Source organism: Promicromonospora sp. Marseille-Q5078 (assembly GCF_050315395.1).
GTDB lineage: Bacteria > Actinomycetota > Actinomycetes > Actinomycetales > Cellulomonadaceae > Isoptericola.
The window spans coordinates 1,741,812-1,763,468 of sequence record NZ_JBNPQG010000001.1; the positions used below are offsets into that span (position 1 = coordinate 1,741,812).

The 21,657-nt window shown below is 73.6% G+C and carries 19 protein-coding genes and 1 pseudogene; 14 read left to right on the forward strand and 6 right to left on the reverse strand.

The window, feature by feature from the left end; translation table 11 throughout:
- Positions 1-70: 70 nt before the first annotated feature.
- Positions 71-2,860, reverse strand: a complete 2,790-nt coding sequence (valS, locus tag ACQFYA_RS08050; RefSeq protein WP_499122840.1) for a valine--tRNA ligase — start codon at positions 2,858-2,860, stop codon at positions 71-73.
- A 114-nt stretch (positions 2,861-2,974) separates the two neighbouring features.
- Between valS and ACQFYA_RS08055 the strand changes: the two genes are divergently transcribed.
- The 5 genes from ACQFYA_RS08055 to ACQFYA_RS08075 all read left to right on the forward strand — a co-directional run bounded on the left by ACQFYA_RS08055 (position 2,975) and on the right by ACQFYA_RS08075 (position 6,681).
- The gene (locus ACQFYA_RS08055; protein ID WP_499122843.1) at positions 2,975-3,337 is read left to right on the forward strand and encodes a hypothetical protein; all 363 of its coding nucleotides are present in this window, start codon (positions 2,975-2,977) and stop codon (positions 3,335-3,337) included.
- Between the two features lie 40 nt (positions 3,338-3,377).
- Positions 3,378-4,301: a bifunctional helix-turn-helix transcriptional regulator/GNAT family N-acetyltransferase gene (locus ACQFYA_RS08060; protein WP_499122845.1), complete on the forward strand. Its 924-nt coding sequence runs from the start codon at positions 3,378-3,380 to the stop codon at positions 4,299-4,301.
- 55 nt (positions 4,302-4,356) lie between these two features.
- Entirely contained in the window at positions 4,357-5,367 is a 1,011-nt protein-coding gene (locus ACQFYA_RS08065) for a TIGR03557 family F420-dependent LLM class oxidoreductase (RefSeq protein ID WP_499122847.1), read from the forward strand.
- On the forward strand, positions 5,364-6,179 hold the full coding sequence (gene cofE / locus ACQFYA_RS08070; protein ID WP_499122850.1) for a coenzyme F420-0:L-glutamate ligase: 816 nt from the start codon (positions 5,364-5,366) through the stop codon (positions 6,177-6,179). The genes ACQFYA_RS08065 and cofE overlap by 4 nt, the downstream gene beginning before the upstream one ends.
- Before the next feature lie 91 nt (positions 6,180-6,270).
- Positions 6,271-6,681 (forward strand): hypothetical protein, encoded by a 411-nt coding sequence (locus ACQFYA_RS08075; protein WP_499122853.1) that lies wholly within the window; start codon positions 6,271-6,273, stop codon positions 6,679-6,681.
- Between the two features lie 11 nt (positions 6,682-6,692).
- On the opposite strand, the gene ACQFYA_RS08080 is transcribed toward ACQFYA_RS08075, so the two are convergent.
- Positions 6,693-7,058 (reverse strand): VOC family protein, encoded by a 366-nt coding sequence (locus ACQFYA_RS08080; protein WP_499122855.1) that lies wholly within the window; start codon positions 7,056-7,058, stop codon positions 6,693-6,695.
- 134 nt (positions 7,059-7,192) lie between these two features.
- On the opposite strand from ACQFYA_RS08080, the gene ACQFYA_RS08085 reads away from it, so the two are divergent.
- Positions 7,193-7,642 (forward strand): TIGR03667 family PPOX class F420-dependent oxidoreductase, encoded by a 450-nt coding sequence (locus tag ACQFYA_RS08085; protein WP_499122856.1) that lies wholly within the window; start codon positions 7,193-7,195, stop codon positions 7,640-7,642.
- 155 nt (positions 7,643-7,797) lie between these two features.
- Entirely contained in the window at positions 7,798-8,694 is an 897-nt protein-coding gene (locus ACQFYA_RS08090; RefSeq protein ID WP_499122859.1) for an SGNH/GDSL hydrolase family protein, read from the forward strand.
- Positions 8,695-8,703: 9 nt separating this feature from the next.
- Here ACQFYA_RS08090 and ACQFYA_RS08095 read toward each other — a convergent pair whose 3' ends face one another.
- The 4 genes and pseudogenes from ACQFYA_RS08095 to ACQFYA_RS08110 form a co-directional block, all read right to left on the reverse strand.
- Positions 8,704-9,204: a YbaK/EbsC family protein gene (locus ACQFYA_RS08095; RefSeq protein ID WP_499127478.1), complete on the reverse strand. Its 501-nt coding sequence runs from the start codon at positions 9,202-9,204 to the stop codon at positions 8,704-8,706.
- Positions 9,205-9,339: 135 nt separating this feature from the next.
- A pseudogene (locus tag ACQFYA_RS08100) lies at positions 9,340-10,341 on the reverse strand (AI-2E family transporter); the annotation flags it as partial.
- Between the two features lie 51 nt (positions 10,342-10,392).
- Positions 10,393-11,598, reverse strand: a complete 1,206-nt coding sequence (gene corA, locus ACQFYA_RS08105) for a magnesium/cobalt transporter CorA (protein ID WP_499122862.1) — start codon at positions 11,596-11,598, stop codon at positions 10,393-10,395.
- A gap of 328 nt (positions 11,599-11,926) precedes the next feature.
- Positions 11,927-12,970 carry a zinc-binding dehydrogenase gene (locus tag ACQFYA_RS08110; RefSeq protein WP_499122864.1) on the reverse strand — a complete coding sequence of 348 codons (1,044 nt, stop codon included), beginning with the start codon at positions 12,968-12,970 and terminating at the stop codon, positions 11,927-11,929.
- Positions 12,971-13,282: 312 nt separating this feature from the next.
- Here ACQFYA_RS08110 and ACQFYA_RS08115 point away from each other — a divergent pair, with 312 nt between their 5' ends.
- The 7 genes from ACQFYA_RS08115 to ACQFYA_RS08145 are packed head-to-tail and all read left to right on the forward strand — an operon-like array spanning position 13,283 to position 21,601.
- Positions 13,283-14,509: an ROK family transcriptional regulator gene (locus ACQFYA_RS08115; RefSeq protein ID WP_499122866.1), complete on the forward strand. Its 1,227-nt coding sequence runs from the start codon at positions 13,283-13,285 to the stop codon at positions 14,507-14,509.
- Positions 14,506-15,357: an ABC transporter permease gene (locus ACQFYA_RS08120; RefSeq protein WP_499122869.1), complete on the forward strand. Its 852-nt coding sequence runs from the start codon at positions 14,506-14,508 to the stop codon at positions 15,355-15,357. Before ACQFYA_RS08115 ends, ACQFYA_RS08120 begins: the two co-directional genes overlap by 4 nt.
- On the forward strand, positions 15,354-16,175 hold the full coding sequence (locus ACQFYA_RS08125; RefSeq protein WP_499122871.1) for an ABC transporter ATP-binding protein: 822 nt from the start codon (positions 15,354-15,356) through the stop codon (positions 16,173-16,175). The genes ACQFYA_RS08120 and ACQFYA_RS08125 overlap by 4 nt, the downstream gene beginning before the upstream one ends.
- A gap of 35 nt (positions 16,176-16,210) precedes the next feature.
- A complete protein-coding gene (locus ACQFYA_RS08130; protein ID WP_499122874.1) occupies positions 16,211-17,227 on the forward strand; it encodes an aliphatic sulfonate ABC transporter substrate-binding protein in 1,017 nt (338 codons plus the stop codon).
- Between the two features lie 5 nt (positions 17,228-17,232).
- Positions 17,233-18,807: a sulfatase family protein gene (locus ACQFYA_RS08135; RefSeq protein ID WP_499122875.1), complete on the forward strand. Its 1,575-nt coding sequence runs from the start codon at positions 17,233-17,235 to the stop codon at positions 18,805-18,807.
- Positions 18,804-20,288, forward strand: a complete 1,485-nt coding sequence (locus ACQFYA_RS08140; protein ID WP_499122878.1) for a sulfatase family protein — start codon at positions 18,804-18,806, stop codon at positions 20,286-20,288. Before ACQFYA_RS08135 ends, ACQFYA_RS08140 begins: the two co-directional genes overlap by 4 nt.
- Positions 20,285-21,601: a family 43 glycosylhydrolase gene (locus ACQFYA_RS08145; protein ID WP_499122880.1), complete on the forward strand. Its 1,317-nt coding sequence runs from the start codon at positions 20,285-20,287 to the stop codon at positions 21,599-21,601. Before ACQFYA_RS08140 ends, ACQFYA_RS08145 begins: the two co-directional genes overlap by 4 nt.
- Positions 21,602-21,657 lie beyond the last annotated feature (56 nt).

Below are 21,657 nucleotides of genomic sequence, written 5' to 3' on the forward strand. Positions count from 1 at the left end.
CGGACCGTAGCCGGCTACGGTCCGTCCCCTCTCTCTATCTCGGCGAGGAGCCTCTCTATCTCGGCGCTGGTCAGGCCTTCGGCTTGCGGGCCGGCGGCTCGCCCAGCTCGGAGGCCGTGACGACGATGCCGCCCTGGACGTCCGGGTTGCCCTGGCCCTCGGCGGCCTCGACGACGTCGAGGGTGCCGGTGGCGCGGCCGGCGCCGCGCACGTCGTCCAGCGCGGACCGCACGCCGTCGAGCAGCGCGGCCGGCACGGCCATGGAGGCGCCGAGGATCGGCGTGCGCATCGAGACCTTGGCCTCCGACTTGATCTTGCGCAGCGCGGCGAGGGCGTGGCCCGCGGCCGTGAGCTGCACGGGGTCGGCGTCGCCGGCGGCCGCGCGCAGCGGCGCGGGCGCGGGCCAGGCCGCGTGGTGCACGGAGCCGGTGCGCCACCAGGACCAGACCTCCTCGGTGGCGAAGGGCAGGAACGGCGCGAGAAGCCGCAGCAGGGTGTCGACCGCGACGGCGAGCGCAGTCCGGGCGGACTCGGTCTCGGCCGTCACCTCGGTGGCGGCGGCGCCCGCGCCGTACGCGCGGTCCTTGACCAGCTCGAGGTAGTCGTCGCAGAACGTCCAGAAGAAGGTCTCGGTGACCTCGAGCGCGCGGGTGTGGTCGTAGGCCTCGAACGCCGCGGTGGCCTGCTCCACGACCTTCGCCAGCCCGGAGAGCATCGCCCGGTCCAGCGGCACCGTGACCCGGGCCGGGTCGAGCACGATCTCGCCGGCGCCGGTCTCGGCGTCCACCCCGAAGGTCAGCGCGAACTTGGAGGCGTTGAGCACCTTGATCGCGAGGCGGCGGCCGATCTTCATCTGGCCGACCTCGAACGCGGCGTCGGTGCCGAGGCGGGCCGCCGCCGCCCAGTAGCGGACCGCGTCGGCGCCGTGCTCCTCGAGCAGGCCCATCGGCGTGACGACGTTGCCCTTGGACTTGGACATCTTCTTGCGGTCCGGGTCGAGGATCCAGCCGCTGATGGCCGCGTGCTTCCAGGGCAGGACGCCGCACTCGAGGTGGGAGCGCACCACCGAGGAGAAGAGCCAGGTGCGGATGATGTCCTGGCCCTGCGGGCGCAGGTCCATCGGGTAGACGCGCGAGAAGAGGTCCGCGTCCCGCTCCCAGCCGGAGACGATGAGCGGCGACAGGGACGACGTCGCCCAGGTGTCCATGACGTCGGCGTCGCCGACGAAGCCGCCGGGCTCGCCGCGCTGGGAGTCGTCGTAGCCGGCCGGGGCCTGCGACGTCGGGTCGACGGGCAGCTCGGCCTCCGACGGCACGATCGGGTGCTCGTGGTCCACGTCGCCCGACGCGGTCACCGGGTACCAGAGCGGCACGGCCACGCCGAAGAAGCGCTGGCGGGAGATGAGCCAGTCGCCGTTGAGGCCGTTGACCCAGTTCTCGTAGCGCACGCGCATGAAGTCGGGGTGGAAGTCGAGCTCCTTGCCGCGCGCGAGCAGCTCGGCCTTGAGGTCCCGTGCCTCCCAGTCGCGCCCGCCGTTGCGGATGTACCACTGGCGGGAGGTGACGATCTCGAGGGGCTTGTCGCCCTTCTCGAAGAAGTTCGTCATGCGCTGGGTGGCGGTGGGCTCACCGTCGAGGTCGCCCGAGGCGCGCAGCGCGTCGACGACGGCGGTGCGGGCGGAGAACGCGGTCTTGCCCGCGAGCTCCTCGGCGTACAGCGCCTCGCCCGGGCCGCCGGTGATCCAGGCCGGGGTCTCCCGGCTCAGGCGGCCGTCGCGCTGGATGACCGAGCGCGTGGCGAGCTGCAGCTCGCGCCACCACTGGACGTCGGTGAGGTCGCCGAAGGTGCAGCACATCGCGATGCCCGCACCCTTGTCCATGGAGGCGGCCGGGTGCGCGAGCACCGGCACCTCGAGGCCGAACAGGGGAGACGTCACGGTGGTGCCGAACAGGCCCTGGTACCGCTCGTCGTCGGGGTGTGCGATGAGCGCGACCACGGCCGGGATCAGCTCGGGCCGCGTGGTCTCGATGTAGACCGGCTCCGCGCCGTCGGGCCGGTGGAACGCGACCCGGTGGTAGAAGCCCGGGTACTCGCGGGCCTCGAGTTCCGCCTGCGCGACGGCCGTCTGGAACGTGACGTCCCACAGGCCCGGCGCCTCGGCCTGGTAGGCCTCGCCGCGGGCGAGGTTGCGCAGGAAGGCGCGCTGTGACGCCGCGCGGGAGGTGGCGTCGATGGTCTGGTAGTTCTGGGCCCAGTCGACCGACAGGCCGAGGCGGCGCCACAGCTCCTCGAACTGGCGCTCGTCGTCGGCGGTGAGGCGCTCGCACAGCTCGATGAAGTTGCGGCGGCTGACCGGCACCTGGTCGCCGGGCTTGACGTTCTTGCCGTCGGTGCCCTGGTGCGGCGGCTCGAACCCCTCGACGTAGGGCAGCGAGGGGTCGCAGCGCACGCCGTAGTAGTTCTGCACGCGGCGCTCGGTGGGCAGGCCGTTGTCGTCCCAGCCCATCGGGTAGAACACCTTCTTGCCGCGCATGCGCCAGAAGCGCGCGACAGTGTCGGTGTGGGTGTAGCTGAACACGTGCCCCACGTGCAGGGAGCCCGAGACCGTGGGCGGGGGCGTGTCGATCGAGTAGACCTGCTCGCGCGTGGCCGTGCGGTCGAACGCGTACGTGCCCTCGGCGGACCAGCGCTCGTCGAACCGCTGCTCCAGCCCGTCGAGGCTGACCTTGTCCGGTACCTCCCGGACCACCGCGCGCACGACGTCGCCGGCTACCTGAGCAGCGCTGCTGCCGGTCGCGGGGGGCGCTGCGGGGGTCTGCGCGGGCGCGGTCGGCGCCTCGTGGGTCGGGAAGTCGCTCATGGTCGGCCATTCTCCCAGATCTGCGGGGCGCTTCCGCTCATCGATATCTCACTTGATGGATGCCCGTGTCACAGTATGGACAGGCACTCTGGAGGGCGTCGGAACCGTCGTAGGGTGACGGCCGACGTCCTCGGACGCCATCCCTCGAAATCGTCCGGTCGCATCGCTGCGCTGGTGGCCGACGAGCCGGCGAACGCGCTCGACGTGTCGGTGCAGGCGCGCGTGCTCGAGGTGTTCGCCGAGCTGCAGGCCCGGCTGGGGTTCGCGTGCCTCTTCGTCTCGCACAACCTGCCCGTCGTGGAGCGGGTGAGCGACCGGGTGGCCGTCATGCAGGCGGGCCGCATCGTCGAGAGCGGCCCGACGGCGCGCGTGCTGGGCGACCCGGAGGAGGAGTACACCCGCCGGCTCGTCGGCGCGGCGCCCGTCGCGGACCCGCAGCTGCAGGAGCGTCGTCGGCGCGAGCGCGCGAGGGCCTGACCCCTGTCGAGGCGTGAGTTCTCTGACTAGAGTCAGAGATATGGGAACAGCAGGGAAGGGCGCCGCCGACGACGTCGCCGGGCCGGTGGACGTCGTGCGGCGGTTCAACCGCAGCTACACGCAGCGCGTGGGCGCGCTCGAGGACTCGTTCCTGGGCACGGGGATGCCGCTCGGGACGGCCCGGCTGCTGTTCGAGATCGGCACCGAGCCCGGCACCACGCGCGACCTGCGCGCGCGCCTCGGCCTGGACTCGGGGTACCTGAGCCGGTTGCTGCGGCGGCTGGAGTCGGACGGCCTCGCCGTGGTCGTGCCGGACGACGACGACCGCCGCCGGCGCCGCGTCGACCTCACGGCCGCCGGTCGCCGCGCCTGGGCGGACCTCGAGCGCCGGTCGGTGGACCGCGCGCGCGACCTCGTCGCGCCCCTCACGCCGCGCCAGCGCGCCCGCCTGGCGGCGGCGCTCGCCGAGGCCGACCTCCTGGTCCGCGCGGCCACCGTCACGCTCGAGCGCGTGGACCCGACGTCAGATCTCGCGCGGACGGCCGTGGCGGCGTACGTGCAAGAGCTCGACGAACGGTTCCCCGGGGGGTTCGACCCGGGCCCCGCCGCGACGACGGCCGACCCCGACGCGGCGGGCCTCGCCACGCCGTCGGGAGCGTTCGTCGTCGCGACGAGCGACGGCGAGCCCGTCGCGTGCGGCGGCGTCCGGTCGCTGGGTGCCGGCGTGGGGGAGATCAAGCGGATGTGGGTGCACCCGGGCTGGCGCGGCGCCGGCCTGGGCTCGCGGCTGCTGCGCCACCTGGAGGGGGTCAGCCGCGACCTCGGGCACCACGAGGTGCGGCTCGACACGAACGGGTCGCTGACCGAGGCGGTCGCGATGTACGAGCGCGCCGGCTACCGCCGCGTCGCGCGGTACAACGACAACCCGTACGCCGAGCACTTCTTCGCCAAGCGCCTGGGCTGACCGGCCCGGGTCGGTACCACGTACCCCGTCCGCCGACGGGGATAGGGTCGGGACCATGGCTGCGAACCCCGACCTGACCATCGGCTATGCCGCGATGCTCGAGCAGTTCCACCCCACCGAGGTCGTCGACTACTCGGCGTACGCGGAGGAGCACGGCTTCTCCGGCGTCATGGCCGCCGACCACTTCCAGCCGTGGGTGCCCCAGCAGGGCGAGGCGGCCTTCGTGTGGAACGTGCTGACGGCGCTCGGCGAGCGCACGCGCGGCGACCTCGGCCCGGGCGTCACCGCGCCGACGTTCCGCTGGCACCCCGCGATGGTGGCGCAGGCCTCGGCCACGCTCGCCGCCATGTACCCCGGCCGGCACTGGCTCGGGCTCGGGTCGGGCGAGGCGCTCAACGAGCACGTCGTGGCCGGCTACTGGCCGGAGGCCCCGGAGCGGATCAACCGCATGTTCGAGGCCATCGACATCATCAAGAAGCTCTTCGCGTCGGGCATCGACGGCAAGGACGTCAAGCACTCGGGGCAGTACTACAAGATGGAGTCCACGCGGCTGTGGACCATGCCCGAGGTGCCGCCGGAGATCCTCGTCGCCACGGCCGGGCCGATCACCGCCAAGCGGGCCGGCAAGCACGCCGACGGCCTCATCACCGTCGGGGCGCCGCTGGAGAAGATCGAGATGCTGTTCGGCAAGTTCGACGACGGCGTGCGCGAGTCGGGCCGCGACCCCGAGGGGATGCCGAAGGTGCTGCAGGTGCACATGTCCTGGGCGCCGACCGACGAGGAGGCCATGGCCAACGCGATGACGGAGTGGCCCAACGGCGGCATGAAGTTCCCCAAGGCCGACATCCGCTCGCCGCACGACTTCGCGCAGATGGCGAAGCTGGTGCGCCCGGAGGACTTCGAGGGCCGCATGGTGATCTCCTCCGACCCGGACGAGCACCGCGCCGCCATCCAGAAGTACGTCGACCTCGGCTTCGACCGCATCTACCTGCACAACGTGGGGCGCAACCAGAAGGAGTGGATCGAGGTCTTCGGCCGCGATGTGCTCCCGAAGCTCGGCCGGTGACCGCTCCCCGGCTGGTCGCCTGGGCGCCCGAGGGCGTGCCCGAGGTGCGACCCGGCGACGACCTCGCGCGCCTCGTCGGCGACGCGCTCGCGGCCGACGGCGCGGCCTCGGGCGACCCGGTCGCCGAGGGCGACGTCGTCGTCGTGACGTCGAAGATCGTCTCGAAGGCCGAGGGGCGCGTGGTGCACGCGGACGACCGCGAGCAGGCGATCACCGACGAGACCGTGCGGGTGGTCGCGACGCGCGAGCGGCCGGGCGGGTTGTCCCCGCTGCGCATCGTCGAGAACCGGCTCGGCCTGGTGATGGCCGCGGCAGGCGTCGACGCGTCGAACACGCCCGAGGGCACGGTGCTGCTGCTGCCGGAGGACCCGGACGCGTCGGCCCGCGCGCTGCGGGCCGCCCTGCGCGAGCGGTTCGGGCTGGACCGGCTCGGGGTCGTCGTCACCGACACCGCGGGCCGGCCGTGGCGCGACGGGCTCACCGACATCGCGATCGGCGCGGCAGGGGTCGACGTCGTGGACGACCTGCGCGGCGGCGTGGACGCGCACGGTCGCCCGCTCGCCGTGACCGTCACGGCCGTGGCCGACGAGGTCGCCGCCGCCTCCGAGCTGGTGCGCGGCAAGGCCGACGGCCGCCCGGTGGCCGTCGTGCGCGGGGTCGCCCGGCACGTGCGCGCGGGGGAGGGGCCCGACGCCGACGGGCCCGGCGCCCGCACGCTGGTGCGCCCCAGCGCCGACGACCTCTTCCGCGAGGGCAGCGCCGAGGCCTATGCTCGCGGGCTCGCCGCCGGACGCGCCGGCTCGCCGAGGTAGTCCAGGTGTCCGCGAGGTAGTTCGAGACTTCGCGAGGTAGTTCGGGGGATTCCGCTCGCGGCGGAGGTGCGTGGTCGCCTACGGTGCCGGCATGCCTGCGCCCGAGACACCCACCGGCCTGCCCGCCGACTGGATCGAGCACCGCCGCCCCGACGACCGCGAGGCGCTCGGCTGGCTCCGCCCCGTCGGCGACGACTGGGTGGCTGTGTCACTGCTCGGGAGGGACGTCAGCGGGCCGCTCGACTGGACCGCCGCGGAGGAGGCGCTCGAGGAGGCCGGCCTGACGTGGATGGCGGACGTCTGGATGCTCGAGCGGGACGGCGACGAGCCGCTGCGGGTGCGGCTCGTCGAGGTCACGCCCGGCCGGGTGGTCGTGCAGACCGACGACTTCGGCGCGATCGACGTGGCCGTCGAGCGGTTCGCGCTGCCGTGGCCGGCGCCGGCCGCGCTGCGACCGCGGCGCGACGGCGACCCCGACGGCCGGGTGCTGTTCGCCCGCTGAGCGCTCGGCCGTCAGCCGGCGTCCGTGGTGCCCTCGTACAGTCCGACGCTGTTGCCGTCCGGGTCCTCGAGCACGGCCCACCAGCTGGTCGGGCTGATCTCGGACTTGGCCATGACCACCGTGCCGCCCAGCTCGGTCGCCTTGGCGAGGGCGTCGTCGATCGAGTCCACCTCGACGTAGCTGCGCGGCTGGACGAAGCCCTCGCTGCGCGGCGCGAGCCCGCCGCCGCTGATCTGGTTGGGCGCGCGCCACATGGGATAGCCCTCGAAACCGGGAGGCTCCGCGATCTGCCAGCCGAACAGGCCGGAGTAGAACCCCTTGGCACGGTCGGTGTCCGTGACGGGGATGTCGATGTGCGTGATGTCGCCGTGAGCCATCGTCGTGCTCCTTGCCGTGGGCGGGGCAGCGGGCGTCGTTCCGGTCCTCACGCTAGGCGCGCCGCGGCGCACCCGCCCGGCGTGTCGAGGGGTGCCGGCGCGGCCGGTCGGCGGGTGTCTGCCAGCCTGCTCCCATGACAGCCTCCGCGACCATCGACCTCTCCACGACCCACGGGCGACGTGCCGCCGAGCGACTGCGCACCGAAGAGGTCGTGTGGCTGACCACCGTCGACCCGGCGGGGACGCCGCAGCCCACGCCCGTGTGGTTCCTCTGGGAGCCGGGGGGCGCGGCGGGCGGCGGCGAGCTCCTGATCGTCTCCCGGCCGGGGACGGCGAAGCTGCGCAACGTGCGCCGCGCGCCGCGGGTGGCGCTGCACTTCGGCACCGACGCGGTCGGCGACGACGTCGTCGTCCTCCTCGGCCGGGCGGACGTCGACGACGTGGGCCTCGCCCCCGACCAGGTCGCGGCGTTCGACCGCAAGTACGCGGCGGCGATCCGCCGGCTCGGGACGACGCCCGAGGAGTTCCACGCCCAGTACGCGGTGCTGCTGCGCGCGGTCCCCGAGCGGCTGCGCGGCTGGTAGGCGCAGCGCCGGGGCGTGCCCCGGCCTTCCCGAGGCAGGCGGGTGCCGGAGGCAAGGATGTGCGGCGCGTCGCGTGGTAGACGGCGTCGCAGGTCGTGATACTCGGTCTCGGCGTTCGATGACGAGCGCCTGCGGACATACAAGGGAGTTGTCTCATGCACCACGCACGTCACAGCCACCGCACCGCCCGGCCGAGCAGGCGCGCCGGCGCCGCGCTCTCCGCCCTCGCCGTCGCCACCGCCGCGATCGTCGCGGCGGCCGCCCCCGCCGGGGCGGCGCCCGACCCGCAGCAGTACGTGGCGCTCGGCGACTCGTACTCGGCCGGGTCCGGCATCCTGCCGGCGGACCTGGAGGCCCCGCTCGCCTGCCTGCGCTCCACCCTCAACTACCCGCACTTCGTCGCCGACCGCCTGGACGTGGACCTGGTCGACGTCACGTGCGGAGCCGCGCAGACCTCCCACCTCGCCGAGTCCCAGCACCCCGGCGTCGCGCCGCAGCTCGACGCGCTGTCCGAGGACACCGACCTGGTCACCCTCACGATCGGCGGCAACGACAACAGCACCTTCATCGGGGCCCTGCTGGCCTGCGGCTCGGTCGGAGCCCTCAGCGCGGGCCACGGCAATCCGTGCGAGAAGACGTACGGCGACCGGTTCACGAGCCAGGTGGAGGAGTCCACGTACCCGGCCGTCCGGCAGGCGCTCGCGGACATCCGGGCGCGGGCCCCGCACGCCGAGGTCGTGATCCTCGGCTACCCCTGGATCCTGCCCGCCGAGAAGGGCTGCTTCGCGAAGCTGCCCGTCGCGGCAGGGGACGTGCCCTACCTGCGCGACCTGCAGGCCACCCTGAACGGCGTCATCGAGCGCGCGGCCCACGAGACGGGCACGACGTACGTCGACCTCGCGGAGCGCAGCGAGGGTCACGACGCCTGCGCCCCCGCGCGGGAGCGCTGGGTGGAGCCCCTGCTGTTCGGCACCAACGTGGTGCCCGTGCACCCCAACGCGCGGGGCGAGAGCGCGATGGCGGACGCGGCGCTGGCCGCGCTCGGTCGCTGAGGAACCGGGTCACTCCGCGGGCGGCGCGACCGGGGTGGGCGTGCCGCCCGTGATCCGCACCAGCTCGTCGAACGACGTCGGGAAGACCGTCTTCGCGTGCCCCGCGGCGGCCCACACGACGTCGTGGTCGCGCAGGTCGACGTCGACGAGCGTGCGCACCGGGGCCGGGTGTCCCACGGGGGCGACGCCGCCGATCACCTGACCGGTGGCGTCGCGGACGGTCTCCTTGCCGGCCCGGGCGAGCCGCCCGCCGAGGCGCGCGCCCAGGAAGTCGGTGTCGACGCGGTGGCCGCCGCTGGTCATGACCAGGACCGCCTCGTCGTCGAGCGTGAAGACCAGCGAGTTCGCGATGGCCGCGACGGGCACGCCGAGGGCCTCGGCGGCGCGGGCGGCCGTGGTGGCGTGGTCGTCGAGCCAGCGGATCTCGCCGTCGGCGCCGGCCGCGTCGAGCGCCGCACGGACGCGCTCGACGGCGGGGTGCGAGGGTGCGCGGTCCGGAGCGCTCGTCACCGTGCCGGCCGCGGGAGCCGCGGCGAGCGCCGGGACCGCGACCGCGGCGGGGAGCTCGTCGGCCGGGGGCACGTCGTCGCCGGAGAGCCAGCGCAGCCACACGGCGCGCGGGTCGCCCTCCAGCACGAGCGCCCGCACCAGCAGGGTCAGCGGGATGGCGAGGATCGCGCCGAGCGGCCCGATGACGAAGGTCCAGAAGACCACGGACACGAAGCTCAGCGTGAGGCTCAGGCTCACCGCGTCGGAGACGAACTTCGGCTGCACCAGCACCTGGAGCACGACGTTCACCACGCAGTAGACCGCCCCGACCGCCAGGGCCAGCGGCCAGCCGCCCACGACGAACGCCATGATGACCGGCGGGATGAGGCCGAGCACGAAGCCGATGTTGGGGATGAAGTTGGTGACGAACGCGAGGATCGCCCACACGACCGGCGCGGGGACGCCGAGCAGTGCCAGCGCGAAGCCGTCGACGACGGCGACGACCGCGCCGAACGACGCGTTCACCACGAAATAGCGCCGCACCCCCGAGCTGAACCGGGTGGCCCGCGCGATCTGCGCGCCGTGCGAGGCCCCGAACACGCGGGAGGCGGTCGCGTACCGGGCGGCGTCGGCGGCCATGAAGATCGCGTACGCCAGGACGAAGAAGAGCGCGGTCGCGATCGACAGGACCATGCTGCTCACGCTCCCCGCCACGGCGAGCACGCGGGACGGCTCCAGGAACGAGGTCGCGGCGTCGGCGATCTGGGCGTCGAGGCCGAGGGCGGACAGCTGTGCCGCGACGTCGTCGACCGACTGCTGCAGCTCGCCGAGGTACTCGCGCACGAGGCCGGCGAACTGGAAGCCGGCGAACACGAGCATCGCGAGCAGCGCCGCCAGGATGAGGTACGCGACCACGATGACGGCCGTCGTCGCCAGCCACCGCGGCCAGCCCCGGGCCTCGAGCGGGCGCCGCACCGGGTGGCAGATGATGACGATCACCGCGGCGAGGAACACCGGCGACAGGACGTCCGACGCCCAGTACATCCCCGCGAGGACCAGCACGGCGGCGCCGAGGGACAGCAGGGTGCGGGTCGCGGGGTTGAGGCCGCCGTGGTCGGTGGTCGGGGTGCCGGGTGCGGGCGCCGGGGTGGAGATCACCCCGCGACCCTAGCGACCGCACCCGCGGCGTGCGTCATGACGCGCAGCCGGTCAGATCCAGCGCTTCCCGCGGAACACCGCGAACAGCGCCACGCTGACGCCGAGCATGGCGACGAGCGCCGCCGGGTAGCCCCACGACCAGTGCGTCTCGGGCATGACGTCGAAGTTCATGCCGTAGACCGTGCCGACCAGAGTGGGGGCGAACAGGATGGCCGCCCAGCCGGAGATCTTCTTGACCTCCTCGCCCTGGCGGATGCTCACCTCGGTGAGGTGCGTCATCTCCTCGTTCTGCCGCTGGGCCACGAGCGTCGCGTTGACGGTGAGGATGTCCCGCAGGGCGGCGCGGAACGACTCGACCCGGTCGGCGACCTCGGTGAGGTGGTCGGCGACGTCGCGCAGGTAGGCCTGCATCTCCTCGGTGACGCCGTACTTCTCGGCGCCCTTGGCGAGCGACAGGCACACGCGCTGCAGCGGCCGCACCGCGCGCTGGAACTCGACCACCTCGCGGGACAGCTCGTAGATCCGGCGCGACACCGCCGCGTCGCCGCCGAAGACCTCGGACTCGATCTCGTCGATGTCGCCGTCGAGGCCGGCGACGACGGGCGCGTAGTCGTCGACGACGCGGTCCACGATCGCGTAGAGCACGGACTCGGGGCCCCGGGCCAGCATGGCCGGGTGCGCCTCGAGGTGGGTACGCACGGCCGCGAGGTCCGGGCAGGCGCCGTGCCGGACGGTGACGACGAAGTCCGGGCCGACGAACACGTGCAGCTCGGAGAACTCGACCTCCTCGGTCGCGTCGACGTACCGCGCCGCGTGCAGGACGACGAACAGGGTGTCGCCGTACCGCTCGATCTTGGGTCGCTGGTGCGCCACGATCGCGTCCTCGACGGCGAGGGGGTGCAGGTCGAACTCGCGCGCGAGCGACGCGAGCTCGTTCTCGTCGGGGCGCTCCAGGCCGATCCAGGCCATGCCGCCGGGGTGCGAGCGCAGCTCGCGGAAGGTGTCGGCGAGCCGGGTGAAGCCGGCGATGCGGCGGCCGTCCGCGTCGTACAGGGCGGACTCGACGATCGACGAGCGGCCGGGCAGGCCGCGGCGGGCCGTGGGGTCGCCGTCCGGGCGGTCCGCGTCGTGGCGGGAGCGCCCGAGGCGGCCGCCGGTACCGCTCGCCGGGTCGAGCCGACGGGGGCGCAGCGCGCCGAGGAGCGGGCGGCCACGCAGGGTGCGGGGGGTGGACGTGCGGGCAGGCGTGACGGACATGAGGGACTCCGAGGGCGTGCAGGGGCGACGGGCTGCGTGCGTCGGTCCCGCGACTGCGGCGCGGCGCCCTGGGGCGCTCGAGAAGGAGTCGGCGCGGGGGAGCGGTGCTCGCGCGCGCCGTGACCGCCCGCGGACGCGGGCGGGAGCCGTCAGTCGCGGCTCGGACTACTGGGAGGCTCGCTACGGGTCATGTGCGTGCACCTCCCTCGTGGTCTGCGGCGGTCGCCGCTGCTGCTCAGGCCGTCGGCCAGCATATCCGGGCGCGCGGGGGAGGGCCACGCCGTCGCGCCCGTTCGCGGGGTGATCTCCGCGACGCCGGGCGGCCGGGTCAGCGGCGCGGGTCGACGACGACCATCCCGGCGCGCGGCGCGTCGTGCAGCCCGGGCAGCAGGACGGCCCCCTCCTCGAGGTCGACGACGCGGTCGACGAGGTCGCCGGGCCGCAGCGTGCCGGCGGCGACGCGCGCGAGCATCTCCGGGTAGTCGGCGGCGGCCATGCCGTGGCTGCCGAGCACCTCGAGCTCCCAGGCGATCACCCGGGACATCGGGACGCGCGGGTGGCCGTCCACCGGCGGCAGGAGCCCGACCTGCACGTGCCGCCCGTGCCGCCGCAGGCTGCCGATCGCGTCGGCGCAGGTGCGCTCGCTGCCGACGGCGTCGATGCTCACGTGGCAGCCGCCGGTGAGGTCCTGCACGACGGCCGCCACCTCGACGCCCTCGTCGGCCCGGACCGTGTGGGCGGCGCCCGCCCGGCGGGCGGCCTCGAGCGCGCCGTCGTGCCGGTCGACGGCGACCACGCGCGCGCCGAGCGCGGCGGCGACCATCACCGCGCTCAGGCCCACGCCGCCCGCGCCGACGACGACCACCCACTCCTCGGCCCGGACCCGGGCGCGGGCGGCGACCGCGCGGTACGCCGTCGCGAAGCGGCACCCGAGGCTCGCGGCGGTGGCGTCGTCCACGGCGTCGGGCAGGGCGACGAGGTTGGCGTCGGCGGCGTGCAGCACGACGAGCTCCGCGAACGACCCGGCGTGCGTGAACCCCGGCTGGGTCTGGTCGGGGCAGACCTGCGACTGCCCGGCGCGGCACCACCCGCAGCGCCCGCAGCCGCAGACGAACGGCGCCGTCACGCGGTCGCCGACGCGCCAGCCCTCGACGTCCTCGCCCACGGCGGCGACGACGCCGGCGAGCTCGTGGCCGGGCACGTGGGGGAGGACGGTGATGTCGGTGTCGTGGCCCGCCCAGGCGTGCCAGTCGCTGAGGCACAGCCCGCTGGCATGCACGCGCACGACCACGCCGCCGCGCGGGGCGGAGGGCTCGGGGACCTCGCGGACCGACACCTGGCCGCCGAACCGGTCGAACGTCATGGCGCGCACGGGGACGATCCAACCACGCTGAGCCGAGCCGAGCCGAGCCGGGCCGAGCCGGGCTGACCACCAGGTGGGCACCGTGGCGGTGCCGTCGCGCGGCGGCATAATGTATAAATCCGATAGAAGTACTAGGGAATTCCGTCGGGATCTAGCCGGAGGAATTGCGGCCCGCCTACGGTCTTGCGCATGTCGAGGACGGTGGGCCGCCGAGCGGGAGGGGGTGCTGGTGTGTCGGATTCTGCCAAGACCGAGGACTTCCGGCGGCGGAATTCTGTCGGGTCATTGACGGAAAAATCCGCGGTTCGTAGCGTCGCCGCCATGTCGACGACGACAGGGGTGCACGCGCTGGTGCGGCGCACCCACGAGGAGCGGGTGCTCGCCGCGTTGCGCACCGGTGGCGCGCTGAGCCGCGGTGAGCTCGCGAAGCGGGTGGGCCTGTCCCGCACCACGCTGTCCGAGATCACGGCGAGGCTGCTGCAGCGCGGAGCGGTCGTGGTGGTGGACACCGACGCCGCCACCCGTGTCGGCAGCGGGCGGCCCGCCGAGCGGCTCGCGCTGGACCCGGGCGCGGGCCAGTACCTGGGCGTCGACTTCGGGCACCGGCGGGTCCACGTCGCCGTCGCCGACGCGTCGCACGAGATCATCGCGTCCGGCGTGCAGCCGTACGACGACGAACCCTGGCCGTCCCGGCTGGAGCAGGCGTTCGCCCTCGTCGACCGCCTCGTCGAGGAGCACGGGCTGCACTTCGGCGCGCTGCAGGCGGTCGGGATCGGGGTGCCCGGGCCGCACCCCGGCGGCGTCCCGGGGGGCGCCCGGGTGGCCTGGAACCGGCACGCGACGCCCGACGGCGTCGAGGAGGCCTTCGCGCAGCGGTTCGGCACCGCCGTCGTGATCGACAACAACACCCGGCTCGCCGCGCTCGCGGAGGCCGTGTCCCGCCCGGACGGGCCGAGCGACCTGCTCTACGTGCGCCTGTCCGACGGCGTCGGCGGCGGGCTGGTCGTGGCGGGGCGGCTGGTCCGTGGCGCCCGCGGTTTCTCCGGCGAGCTCGGCCACGTCACCGCCGACCCGGTCGGCGCGCCGTGCCGGTGCGGCAAGCGCGGGTGCCTGGAGACGGTCGCGTCCGTCCCGGCGATCCTGGCGTCCTGCCGTGACCGCGGTGCGGCGGTGCACGACCTCGGCGACCTCGCGGCCGCCGTCGACAAGGGCGACCCCGTGGTCGACGCCGTGCTGCGGCAGGCCGGCACGGCGCTGGGGCGGGTCCTCGGCGCCGCGGCGATGGTGCTGGACCCGGTGGACGTCGTCGTCGGCGGCGAGGTGGCGCACCTCGCGCCCGTCCTCGTCGAGCAGGCCGCCGCCACCCTGCGCTACGAGCTGTCCTCCGTGCCGACGGACACCTCGCACGTCGTGAGCGCGAGCCGCCTCGGCGACCGCGGCGGGGCGCTCGGCGCGCTCGCCGCCCTCTTCCACCGCTCGCCCGTGCTCGCCGGTTACCCGGAGCCCGAGGCGGCCGACCGCCCCCTGCCGAGAAGGAGCGCGCTGTGACCGCCTCGAGCACCGACCTGACCCGCGGCGGGCCTCCCGCGGGCGCCCCCGAACCCGCGTCGCCCGCGCCCTCGGGCGCTGGCCGGCCACGCCGGAGGATGTCGCGCCGCGCGACGCTGCGGCTCCTGAACGCCGTCTCGATCGTGGGAGGCATCGGCGTCTGGTGGCTGCTCGCCCTGGGCGGCTTCCAGTTCCCGACGCCGCCCGAGGTGGCGAGCAAGGCGGCAGAGCTCTGGGCGAACGGCACCCTGCCCGAGGACGTGCTGGCCAGCCTCGGGCGCGTGCTGACCGGCTTCCTGCTCGGCTCGCTCGTGGCGGTCCCCGTCGGCTTCCTCATGGGCTGGTACACGGTGGCGCGCGGGCTGCTCGAGCCGTGGATCCAGTTCTTCCGGACCATCCCGCCCCTGGCGCTGCTGCCCCTGGTGCTCGTGCTCATGGGGATCGGCGAGCTGCCGAAGATCTTCGTCATCTTCCTCGCGGCGTTCCTCGCCTGCGTGATCTCCACCTACCAGGGCGTGGTCGGCGTCGACCGCACCCTCATCAACGCCGCCCGGGTGCTCGGGGCGAAGGACGGCACGATCTTCCTCAAGGTCGTGGTGCCGGCCTCCACCCCGTTCATCCTCGTCGGCATGCGGGTGGGCCTCGGGTCCGCCTGGGCGACGCTCGTCGCCGCCGAGCTGCTGGCCGCGCAGGCCGGGCTCGGGTACCGGATGCAGCAGGCGCAGCTCTACTACGACATCGCGACGATCTTCGTCGGCATCGTCGTCATCGGCATCCTCGGCCTCGTGATGGACCGCCTGCTGCTGCTCGCCGAGACCAAGCTCACCGGATGGCAGGAGCGACGATGACCACCACGACCCCCACCGCCCCCGGCGCGGCGCCCGCCGCGACCGCGAAGATCTCCGTCCGCGACGTCCGCAAGACGTTCGCGCTGCGGAACGAGGAGTTCGTCGCGCTCGACGGGGTGTCGCTCGACATCGCGGACAACGAGTTCGTCACCGTCGTCGGCCCGTCGGGCTGCGGCAAGTCGACGCTGATGAACATCCTCGCCGGGCTCGAGGAGCCGACGTCGGGCCACGCGCTCGTCGACGGCGCCGAGGTCTTCGGCCCCGGGCCCGAGCGCGGCGTCATCTTCCAGCAGTACGCGCTGTTCCCCTGGCTCACGGTGCGCAAGAACATCGAGTTCGGCCTCAAGGTCGCCGGCCTGGGCCGGGCGGAGCGGCGCGAGCGCGCCGACCACTTCATCCGGCTCGTCGGGCTCGAGCAGTTCGCCGACGCCCTGCCGAAGATGCTCTCCGGCGGGATGAAGCAGCGCTGCGCGATCGCCCGCGCCTACGCGGTCGACCCGTCGATCCTGCTCATGGACGAGCCCTTCGGGGCGCTCGACGCGCTCACCCGCGTGAACCTCCAGGAGCAGCTCCTGGACACCTGGAGCCGGGAGAAGCGCACCGTCATGTTCATCACGCACGACGTCGACGAGGCGGTCTTCCTCGCCCGCCGCGTCGTGGTGATGGCCGCGCGCCCCGGCCGCATCTACGACGTCGTCGACGTCGACCTGCCGTACCCGCGCACCGAGGAGGTGCGCCTCAGCCCCGAGTTCGCCGCGCTGCGCAACCGGGTCTGGCACTCCGTCTACCACCAGGCGCCGGCCCCGGCCGGGCGCTGACCGCGCACCCACCCACCGCGAAGGATCGATCCCTCATGCGACTCACCCGTACCTCACGCCGCGCGGCCGCGCTGTCGGCCGTCCTCACCGCCACGCTCCTCACGAGCGCGGCCTGCTCGGGCGGCGACGCCGCGGGCGGGGACGCCGACGACGACACCGTCGAGGTGAACTTCGGCTACATCGCGGACTTCAACGGCACCAGCCTGCTCGCCGTCGCCGAGGACCAGGGCATGTGGAAGGAGCACGGCGTCGACGTGAAGACGACGTCGTTCACCAACGGACCGTTGCAGATCCAGGCCCTCGGCACCGGCGACCTCGACTTCGGCTACATCGGGCCCGGCGCGTTCTGGCTGCCGGCGTCCGGCCAGGCCAAGGTCGTCGCGATGAACACCCTCGGCCAGGCCGACCGCGTGGTCGCCCAGCCGGGCATCGACTCGATCGAGGAGCTCAAGGGCAAGAAGGTCGCCGTCCCCGAGGGCACGTCCGGCGACATGATCCTCACCCTGGCCCTCCAGGACGCGGGGATGACCAAGGACGACGTCGAGATCGTGCCGATGGAGCCGGCGGCGATCGTCGCGGCGCTCTCGGCGGGCAAGGTCGACGGCGCCGGGTTCTGGTACCCCGCGCTCGCGACGGTGAAGAAGCAGGTGCCGGACCTGGTGGAGCTCGCGAAGAACAGCGACTTCGACGACACGGTGGCGTTCCCGACGGCGTTCGTCGCGGGCAACGACGTCGTGGCGGACGAGCAGGAGAAGGTCGACCGCGCGCTGGCCGTGCTCCGCGAGGCCATCGACTACCGCGCCGAGCACCTCGACGAGACGATCGAGCTCACGGCCGAGTTCAACGACCTCCCCGTGGAGGACGTCGCGTCCGACGCCGAGAACGTCCAGGTGCTGAGCCTGGACGAGATCGACGGGTACACGAAGGACGGGACCTTCGACACCTGGCTGTCGGGGATGGAGGACTACTTCGTCCAGGCCGGCCAGCTGCCCGAGGCGGTGGACCCGAGCGAGTTCTACACGGGCGACCAGTTCCTGAAGGCGGGGGAGTGACGCCCGTGGCCGACGCGAACCACGCGCCCCGCCCCGCCGGGACCGACGGCGACGCGGGACCGACGAACGTCCTGTTCCTCATGACCGATCAGCACCGGGCGGACACGCTCGGGGCGTACGGGAACGCGCTGGCGCGGACCCCGGTGCTCGACGCGCTCGCCGCGGGCGGCACGCGGTTCGACCGGTGGTACACGCCGACGGCGATCTGCACGCCGTCACGGGCCAGCCTGCTCACCGGGCAGGCGCCGTTCCGGCACCGGGTGCTGGCGAACCACGAGCGCAACGTGGGCTACCTGGAGGACCTGGCGCCCGGGACGTTCACGTTCGTCGAGGCGCTGCGGGGCGCCGGGTACAACACGGGGCTGCTGGGCAAGTGGCACGCGGGCACGGTGCGCGGCGCCGGGGAGTTCGGCTTCGACGGGCCGGACCTGCCGGGGTCGGCGTGGCACAACCCGGTCGACGCGCCCGACTACCTGGAGTACCTCGCCGAGCGCGGGCTGCCGCCGTACGAGATCAGCGACCGGGTGCGCGGCACGCTCCCCAACGGCGGGCCGGGGAACCTGCTGGCGGCGCGGCTGCACCAGCCGCTGGAGGCGACGTTCGAGCACTACCTGGCGACGCGCACGATCGAGATGCTGGAGCGGTACGCGGACGACTTCCGGTCCGGGGCGCGGCCCTTCTTCGTGCAGCTGAACTTCTTCGGGCCGCACCTGCCGTACATCCTCCCCGACGAGTACTTCGACCTCGTCGACCCGGCGGACGTCGAGCTGCCGCGCTCGATCGCGGAGACGTTCGCGGGCAAACCGCCGGTGCAGGCGAACTACAGCGCGCACTGGACGTTCGACACCATGCCGATCGAGACCACGCGCAAGCTCATCGCCGTGTACTGGGGCTACGTCGCGATGATCGACCACGAGATCGGGCGCGTCATGGACGCGCTGGAGCGCCTCGGGCTGGTCGGCTCGACCGCCGTGTTCTTCACCAGCGACCACGGGGAGTTCACGGGCTCGCACCGGCTGCACGACAAGGGCCCGGCGATGTACGAGGACATCTACCGCACCGCGGGGCTGCTGTGCGTGCCGGGCGGGCCCGCGGGCCAGGTGCGCACCGAGTTCGTCAGCCTGCTGGACTGCACGGCCACCATCCTGGACCTGGCCGGGATCGACCCCGCGCCCGCGGTGGACTCGCGCAGCCTGCTCCCGCTCGCGCGGGGCGAGCACCCGGACGGGCAGGCGGGCTGGGCCGAGGACATCGTCTGCGAGTTCCACGGCCACCACTTCCCGTACCCGCAGCGGATGCTGCGCACCGCCCGGCACAAGCTCGTGGTCAACCCGGACTCCACGAACGAGCTGTACGACCTGCACACCGACCCGGACGAGCTCTCCAACGTCTACGCCCACCCCGAGATGTCCGAGGTCCGCCGGGCCATGATGCGGCGCCTGTACCAGGTGCTGCGCGACCGCGGCGACAACTTCTACCACTGGATGACGACCATGTACGACGTGGGCGAGGTGGACCACGACCCCACCCAGTCCGGCCTGGACGAGACCACCTACGCGGGCGAGGAGGCGACGGCATGACGCGCCCCAACGTCGTCCTGGTCCTCACCGACGACCACGCGGCGCACGCGATCGGAGCGTACGGGTCGGTCGTGAACACGACGCCGCGGATCGACGAGATCGCCGGCCTCGGGCGCCGGCTCGACCGGTGCTTCGCGACGAACTCGCTGTGCTCGCCGAGCCGCGCCTCGATCCTCACGGGCACGTACTCGCACGTCAACGGCGTGACCACGCTGTCGACGCCGCTCGACGCGAGCCAGCCGACGTTCGTCTCCCAGCTGCGCGCGGCGGGCTACCGCACGGCCGTCGTGGGCAAGTGGCACATGGGCGACGGGGAGGGGCACGACCCGCAGGGCTTCGACTACTGGGACGTGCTCATCGACCAGGGGGAGTACCACGACCCGACGTTCCTGTCGGCGGGCGGGCTGCGCACCGAGCCGGGGTACGCCACGGACGTCATCACCGACCTCGCGCTGCGCTGGGTCGAGTCGCTGGACGGCGACGACCCGTGGTGCGTGCTGATCTGGCACAAGGCCCCGCACCGCCCGTGGCAGCCCGACGCGAAGCACGCCGACCTGTACGCCGACCCGATCCCCGTGCCGGCGACGTTCACCGACGACTACGCCACGCGCACGTCGTCGGCGCGGCGGGCGGCGATGCGGGTCGCGGAGCACCTGACGGAGACCGACCTCAAGGCGGACCCGCCGGCCGGGCTGTCCTACGACGAGCTCGCGCTGTGGAAGTACCAGCGGTACATGGAGGACTACCTGCGCTGCGTGGCGTCGGTGGACGACAACGTGGGCCGCGTGACGGACTGGCTGCGGGAGCGCGGCGAGTTCGACGACACGCTGCTCATGTACTCCTCGGACCAGGGGTTCTTCCTCGGCGACCACGGATGGTTCGACAAGCGGTTCATGTACGAGGAGTCGATCCGCATGCCGTTCGTCCTGTCGTACCCGCGGCACCTGCCCGCGGGCGGCGGCTTCGACGGCATCGTGACGAACGTCGACCTCGCCCGCACGCTGCTCGACGCCGTCGGCGTCGACGCGCACCCGCGGATGCAGGGGCGCTCGTTCTGGGGCGACCTGGGCGGCGTCCGGTCCGCCGGCGAGGACCCGGGGCCCGCGCCCCGCGGCTTCTACTACCGGTACTGGGAGCACGACGACGGGAACCACCGGGCGCCCGCGCACTACGGGTACCGGGACGAGCGGTACAAGCTCGTCTACTACTACAACGACGGGCTCGGGCTCGCGGGCACCGGGTCGTCGACCTACCCGGGGGAGTGGGAGCTCTTCGACCTGGAGCTCGACCCGGACGAGCTGCGCAACGTGGCCGACGACCCGGCGTACGCCGAGGTGCGGGCCCGGCTCGAGGTCGACCTCTGGCACGCCCAGGCCGCGGTGGACGACGCCCCGCACCCGAGCCAGCCCGTCCCCGCGGGGCTCACGGGCACCGATCGCACGACCGACCGCACGACCGAGGGAACAGGAGCGAGGGCATGAAGCGACGCGAGTTCATGGGAGCGGCGGCAGCGGGGGCGCTGTCGGCGGTGGCGCTGGGCGGGCAGGCGGCCTCGGCGGCTCCGGCACCCGCGCCGTCCCCGGCGGGCGGCGGCGGGCACGGCGGCCCGTTCCCGCCGGCCTGGCCCGACCCGGAGCCGTACGGCGCGGCCGACGGCCGCTCCGAGCTGTGGCTGCGCGACGACAACTCGTTCGTGCTCGACCTCGAGCTGCGGCCGCAGGACGCCGACCTGGGCCGGGTCTGGATCCGGGACACGTACGTCAACCGGTTCGAGGTGGACGGCCGCTCGGTCTACGTGGCGACCGGCACCACCCGCGCCGCGGGCCGGCCCGCCGCCGGGCCGTGGAACGACGGTCTGTACCTCTGGACGGCGCCCGCGCTGGAGGGCCCGTGGACGCTCGTCGACACGACGGGCCTGCGCCCCGACCACACGAGGGGCAAGGTCTGGTCGCCGGAGTTCGTGGGCGAGAACGCCCTCGGTCGGACCGTCGTCGCGCCCTGGCAGGAGTACTGGACCGACGACGGCCAGTTCGGCAAGCGCGGCAACGTGTGGGCGCCCGAGGTGCACCGCTTCCGCGACACCTGGTACATCGTCGCGTGCATGGGCGACCACTCGACGAAGGTCGGGTCGTTCCTGCTCGTGAGCGAGGGCGGGCTCGAGGGCCCGTACCGGCTCGCCGAGGGCAACGTGGAGAAGCCGTTCGGCGAGTCCTTCATCGGCGGGCCGGCGTTCATCGAGCCCGGCGCCTACCACCACATCGACGGCAGCATGTTCACCGAGGACGACGCCGCCTGGCTGGTGCTGCACAACGACCTGTACGCGCGGTTCACCGACGACATGGAGGACATCACCACGCCCACGGACCTCCCCGAGTTCGCCCAGACGCCGTACGCGCCCGAGCCCTATCTCGAGGGCGCGTACGTGCAGAAGTACCGGGGCCGCTACTACCTCGTGCACGCGGCGTGGGCGTGGCGCACCGGCACGGACGACGACCCCGCCTGGTCGTACCTGGCGGGCACGGGGACGCGGGACCAGTACGACGCGATCGTCGCCGTGGCCGACCGGTTCGAGGGGCCGTACTCCGAGCGGTACACGGCCGGGGTCGGGGCCGGGCACAACAACATGTTCGTGGACGAGCACGGGGACGTCTGGGCGACCTTCTTCCGCAACCCGGCCCACGGGTACTGGGCCGACCCGTCGCGCGTCGCCGACGGCGCGGTCGCGGGCGTCGTGCGCCTGGAGTGGACGGGCCCGCACACCCGCCGGCTGAACGTCGCCCGGCCGGACCGCTGACGAGGGTGCGCACGGGGGCGCGCGGGCGGCGGGTCACGATTGGGCCACGGGGCCCG